The 6,249-nt window shown below is 55.2% G+C and carries 5 protein-coding genes; 1 reads left to right on the top strand and 4 read right to left on the bottom strand.

The window, feature by feature from the left end; genetic code table 11:
• From ABYV26_RS18090 to ABYV26_RS18080, 3 genes are all read right to left on the bottom strand, one after another.
• On the bottom strand, positions 1-561 hold a 561-nt coding region (locus tag ABYV26_RS18090), incomplete at its 3' end, for a DUF1295 domain-containing protein (protein ID WP_372682757.1).
• A gap of 11 nt (positions 562-572) precedes the next feature.
• On the bottom strand, positions 573-1,961 hold the full coding sequence (locus ABYV26_RS18085; RefSeq protein ID WP_372682756.1) for an MFS transporter: 1,389 nt from the start codon (positions 1,959-1,961) through the stop codon (positions 573-575).
• 5 nt (positions 1,962-1,966) lie between these two features.
• Positions 1,967-2,467, bottom strand: a complete 501-nt coding sequence (locus tag ABYV26_RS18080; protein ID WP_372682755.1) for a chalcone isomerase family protein — start codon at positions 2,465-2,467, stop codon at positions 1,967-1,969.
• A gap of 338 nt (positions 2,468-2,805) precedes the next feature.
• On the opposite strand from ABYV26_RS18080, the gene ABYV26_RS18075 reads away from it, so the two are divergent.
• A complete protein-coding gene (locus tag ABYV26_RS18075) occupies positions 2,806-3,987 on the top strand; it encodes a hypothetical protein (protein ID WP_372682754.1) in 1,182 nt (393 codons plus the stop codon).
• Between the two features lie 1,557 nt (positions 3,988-5,544).
• Here ABYV26_RS18075 and ABYV26_RS18070 read toward each other — a convergent pair.
• Positions 5,545-6,249, bottom strand: a 705-nt coding sequence (locus tag ABYV26_RS18070) for a hypothetical protein (RefSeq protein ID WP_372682753.1), incomplete at its 5' end; no start/stop codon positions are given.

Here is a 6,249-nt window from a genome sequence, read left to right as displayed (position 1 = left end):
GTGGCGGCTCCAGGCCCACAAGCCTTGGTCCATGACCCGGCCGCGGTTTTTCGGATCAGCTTTAAACCGGGCCAGCTGCCAGTCCCCGACCGACTCGAAAACAAAACCAGCCGCCCACACCAGGGTGCCGAGAATGTCCAGCGCGGTGAATCGGGATGGCTCTGCGGAGAGCTGGGCTTTTTGCAAGGCCAGAGAGATGAACCAGAGAAAAAGCGCCTGCAGCCAGAACACCTTGAAGAGGCTGACGATCCAGAAGCGCTGCCCGCTTTTCTCCCGCCACTGGCCGTAGCGGTGATCTTCCGGTTGGCCCCAGTTGCGCCAGGTCAGATACCCGGCCAGGCGCAAGCCCCAAGCGGCGGTCAGGCACAGAATCAGCAGGCTGCGACCGGTGAACCCGTTTCCCGTCCAGAACGTGACCCCGGCCACCAGCACGAACCCCAAGCCCCACAGGCTGTCCACGATGGTGACGTTGCGGCGCAATACACTGAAAGTCCAGCCCACGGTCATCATCGCGCCAACGGTGGCCAGGTTGATCATCGGTATGACAGTCCAGTTTTCCATGGTCATGGTCTCTATCCGATCGTTTCTGCGGGTTTCAGCGGGTCGGCAACCATATGGCCGGCCTGACGTCGGTCGATGGCTGTCCGGATACGGCTGTGGATGTCACCGCTGATGGGGTAGTATAAGGCAATGGCGATGGCCAGCAGGTTGCAAACCGATGGCACCAGGGCGTAGAGGACTCGCAGGGCCAGGCGTACCGTGTCGGTCTGAGCAACGTTGGGCGTGTAGCCGGTGGCACCGAGGACGGCCAGACCCACACCAACGCCCACGGCGGCAGCCAGTTTCTTGGCGATGGACCACAACCCGATATACTGGCCTTCCCGGCGGCGTCCCGTTTTAAGCTCGTCGTAATCGATTACATCTGCTTGGATGGCAGAGGGCAGGGCCAGGGTGGCACCGAATCCGATGCCGGACACCACCACCAGGATCGCATAGACGGCAGTGTCTCCCGGACCCAGAAAAAAAACGCCGATGAATGCACCGGTATTGATTGCCATGGATGCAATCCAGGTCTCTTTTCGGCCGAAGCGGTGGGCCAGGCGGACCCAGACCGGAAGGAGGAGGATACCGGTCACGAAGTAAAGCATGAGAAACAGGTCCGCCCGGCTTGAACCGAGCACATACTGAACGTAGTAAAGAATCAGCGTCGCCGGCAGGTTGCTGCCGATGGCGCTGATCGTATAGGCGGCCAACAAGATCATGAACGGCCGGTTCTTAAAGACCGAACGAAGGTCTCGCCAGCCAACGGCTGAAGTTACTGCCGGTGCGTAATCCCGCTCGCGCACGACCCTGACGCACCAGCCACACATCCCCACGACCAAGGGGGCATAGATCATCGAAATCCAGAAAAATTGGCTGCGTTGGCCGGATGCATCGCCGCCGGTCTCGAAAATGGCCTGCACCAGTGCCGGAGACGCTGCGGCAGCCAGGGTGCCGGCGATCAGAAAACCATCCCGCCAGGCAAACAAGGCTGTTCTCGCGTGGTAGTCATAGGTGATCTCCGGACCCAGCGATTCATAGGGAACCGTGACCAGGGTCCAGAACAAAAAGAGCGCGTAGATCCAGAAGGCAAACCAGACTGTACTCCAGGCGGTCGACACCGCAGGAGGATTGAACAGAAATAACAGAGCGACGGCGACGAGGATTGAACCAACCATGATATACGGCCTGCGGCGGCCAAAACGAGAGCGGGTCCGGTCGGACAGGGTGCCCATGAGCGGGTCGGTTACGGCATCAAAAAGGCGCACGCTGAATAGCAGCAGTCCGGCAAGACCGATGTCAATGCCCACCACATCCGTATAGAACTTGGGGATGTACACATATACCGGTATGCCGATAATGGCCAGGGCAAATGCCGGCATCGCATAAGCCAAGCGTGTTTTAAATGATGCAGGTTGCATGGGGCTTAACCATCCAGGCCCAGCAGGGCGTTCTTGAATCGCCTGTCATAGGGATTATTCCCAAGCCAGAGAGAAAAAATAGCTGCTGCAAAATCCGCCCCTTCGATGAGCCCGATGGGCTTGCCGTTGAGGGCCAGTTCCGTGCCCACACCAGGAAGATAGGTCAGGGCGTAACGGTCGCCGGGTTTGACATCCACATAAAGGCTGTTGTGATACTCGATCCGCGGTCTCAGATGTTCGATCTGCGCCGCGTCAAGGTTGTCCGACAACCCTTTGTAGGTGGCAGGTCCGAAGTCCTCACCCTTGAGTGCATGGAAATACTCGATTTCCAGTCGCTTAGGGGTATCGGAAAGGACCGCCTCAGGTGGAAGGCCGGGTTGGGTGTACAATGCGCCGGCGTAGGCTTTGATGAAACGCAGGTATCGCAGCACCCCGGCGCCCTTAATTTCCAGCGTCTGCTGGCCAACCATCAATTGCTTTTCGAAGACAACGTCCTCGATTTCCATGCCTCCTGCCGGTGGAACAACAGACAGGAAAATCAAGATTACCCATGCAGCGACCCTACTGATCAAAATGTTAACGTTCATCTGTATACCCGAAATTTAAGGTTAGGTCGGTTCAGCGCCTTGGCTCTTTTGGTTGTAACTAATATTGTCAGCCGGTGATGATATTTCAATGCGGTAATAATCGGTGGCCATTGATAGGATTATGCTACCACTTTGATTCCACCCCGGGCGGATTGCAGTTAACACGGCGGGGATCATGTCGATCCTAAAAAACAACCCAGCTGGCATGGCGGTGAAGGGCCAGATTTGCGGTATCGCATTGACACGGAACCAAAATTATGATCATTTTGCACTATTCGGTATTATCATCCATGGACGTGTGCCGCCGTTCGGGAGACATGTCTATTTTCCCTGCAGTCATCAGCAGTCGCTCATCCTGTCAACGCTACAGCGAAAAACCATCACTGTCTGCCGTGAGCGGTATTAAAGGAGTTGCCATGAAATTCGAGGCCATCAGGAAAGAGACCGTCATGCTCAATCCGCAACAGGAGATGGCCGAGCGGCGCATCCCCAGTGAGATCCGCATCGATCCACTGACCGGTCGCACCGCCCGGATCTGCCATTTCATGGAACTGCGATGGGAAAAGCCGGACTTCGATGCTCTGGTGGCCGGCACCGAGGCCTGGTGCCCCTTCTGCGGGGACAAAGTGCTCGAGGTGACCCCCTGCTTCCCCAGGGACCTCATCGCCGAGGGGCGTATGCAAAAAGAGGAAATGGTCATTTTCCCCAACATTGCCCCCTACGACAGCATCGGCGCCGTGGCCACATTCGGCCCCCGGCACTACGTCCCCATGACGGCGTTCACGCCGGCCCATATGGCGGGTGCGTTCGGCTTCGTCCACGACTTTTTCAGACGCGTGGCCGGATCCGGCCATGCGGAATCCGTCTACCATATCGTCAACTGGAACTACATGCCGCCGGCAGGCAGTTCGCTGATTCACCCCCATTTGCAGGTGTTCTCCACATCCACCGCTCCCAACCTCATGCGGCAGGAAATCGAAGCCTCCCGTGACTACAAGGACACCCATGGTTCCACTTACTGGGATGATCTGGTGGCAGCGGAAAAGGATGCCGGCCAGCGATACCTGGGCCAGATCGGCCGCACACACTGGTTGACCGCCTTTGCCCCCATGGGCGTTGCCGGCGATGTCCTGGCAGTGGTGGAAGAGGCCCGCTGCACCCTGGATCTGACCGCCGACGATCTCATGGACATGGCCACGGGCTTGGCCCGATTGATGGTCGAATACGACAAGATGGGGGTTTACAGCTTCAACATGAATTTCTTTACCGCCGCCTGGGGCGACGATCACTTCCGCTTTCACCTGCTCTTTTCGCCCCGCACCTTTTTCAACCAGAAGCTGGGCACTCCAGACATCGGCGCCCTGCGCAACCTGTTCAACGAAACCCTGTGCATGGCCTATCCAGAGGAAATCAACAGGCTGCTGAAGCGAGGCTTCTGACGCACCACCGCCATTTACAGGGAAAGGGAGCCGGAGGAATGACGTCCTGAACCGCAATAGCGAGCGAATTCCCCGCGGCGTGCCGCGGTGAATGTTCCATTTTTTTTCTTAGTTGTGAAAATTTATTCATAATTTCTTGCCTGCCGCCGAATCAAAAAAGTTTGTTTTAATACTGATTTCATTAAATATTTTTTATTTCTTCCAAAATTTGCACATTTATTGCTTTTAGACCTGATAGGTATTATTTTTCATGTGTCCTTCATAGACCGGTTGACGTCCGATCAGGCATGGGCAAAAGCAATTAACAAATTGGAATTAAACCAAACTTAGCGAGGAGGGACAAATGATCGATAGATTAGATACGCATCCGACGCCGCGAAACGTTAAGGATGTTGATCAGAGAAGTGGAAAAGACAGGCGAGAGATGCATACCATGCTCGACCCCGATAGAGACAAAAGGAAACAAAACAGGCGAAAAATAAGCCATCGAGGGGTCGCAAGGGATAGTTGACGCCTTTTTAGGTGTTTAACGCCTGAACATAAATGCCAGCGGTGGTCGTTACCGCAGCCGTTCAACGACACCGACCGGATAGAGGTTATTTCAATGCAACGCACCGATCGATCTTTCATAGAGAGACGGACCGGGAAAGACAGGAGACGTCTTTTCTCGATCAAAGGGCTGTTTCTGAACAAGCAGGATAGGCGCAGGTCCAATGAAAGACGGTCGGACAGCGAAAACCGTCAAAACTGGGTCCGTGTCAGCAAATGGTCCAGTGCGCCCCTGAGCCGACTAAAAATATCCAAATATCTACTGAAGGCATCCAAATCTGGATAGAGATTGGCCCTGCAAGGGTGCTTCCATGTGATGGCCATCGGATCAAACGCCTCCTGCTCGACTCTTCCTTATTGTGAAGTCTACCGATAAATCAATCCGGTCGAAGTTGGCCAAAATGGGAGATAACCACGATATACAGCCCCGACAGTGGCCAGCTTTTGGAGAAGGTAACACCGCTGATCAATCAATTGAAGATCAATATTACCCTCACGCCCAGAAACACCCAATCTCCCATAGACAAATTCTATAGGAAATCACGACCAAACATGCAGGAGAAGTGGTTCTGTAAGTCGGCAGCGGATTGGGCAACCTCAGATCGCTGCACCATCGGTTAGGTGGCCAAGGAGACGGGCCGTATCCGTTTGGAGAACGGTTCACTTACACCCTCACGGAGAATGGCCGCGTTGACATTTTCAAATCGAGATACGGATCCTGATGATATTAAGAATTCATGACCACCGCCGTTCTTTCCCCTTTTTTATCTCGGTCGGTGCGCTGATCCTCCTGTTACTTCCAGTCCTCCTGTTTCCCCCGGATCTTCGATCGGGAAAATGAATGGTCAAGTAGTATTGGCGTCTCTCGACACCTCGTCGTCTACCATTTTTTTCATAAGCAGGTATCATAACCACTCCTTTAATGCACAATGAAAAGGGTCGATCTATTAACCTAAGCACGGCATAGATTAGGATCAAACTCATTTGACGTTACGAACCCGTCAACATTTAAACGTCGTGTAGATCTATCCCAGGTAGAATTGACCCACCGCCTTGCGGTTCAACGCTTAGTTTTTCTTCTATCTTTTCGGCAAGATCACCTCTGCCACGGTTCCGAAGCGGTTCAATCAGCTCCCTATAGAAGGGCTGGCGTACACGGATGGTGATGCTGAAGGCGTCCAGCCAGGCCGGGTCGACGGCATCTTGCTCGAACGCCCGGGTCTTGTCCAGAAGGCCCATGGCCTCCAGCTCCAACATGGTGCGCACGCACTTCTCGCAACGGCCGCAGTTGAGTCTATCAGGCACGTTGGCCAGGCAGACACGGAAATTTTGAAAAGCTACATCCCAGCCGGCAACGATTTGAAGTTTTTCCATGCGGGACAGCCCTACATCGCGGTGGCGAATCTGAAGATCGGCGCTGCCGTACTCCGGGTCCAGCAGGGGGTGGGAGCCGCAGGGGTGCAAGTGGGGGATGTCATAGGAGGAGGCCAGCCAAGCCAGGTTGATGCGGGGGGAAAACGCGTGCACGGCGGCGGCCAGCACGGCGCCGAAAAACTGGTTGAGCCACAGATCGCGGTTGTCGCAGAGGTGGCGGATGTTGGTATAAATGGGAATGAGGGTCAGGCCGGCGTCGGCCGCTACGGGTCGCATGGCCGCCTTGGCTCGCTCGAACACATGGTATTTGGCGCCCCGCTCGATCACGCCGCCGATGTC

Source organism: Desulfosarcina sp. (genome assembly GCF_041551955.1).
GTDB lineage: Bacteria > Desulfobacterota > Desulfobacteria > Desulfobacterales > Desulfosarcinaceae > Desulfosarcina.
The sequence above is the reverse complement of the archived record's forward strand: the minus strand, read 5'-3'. Positions and strand labels throughout refer to the sequence as shown.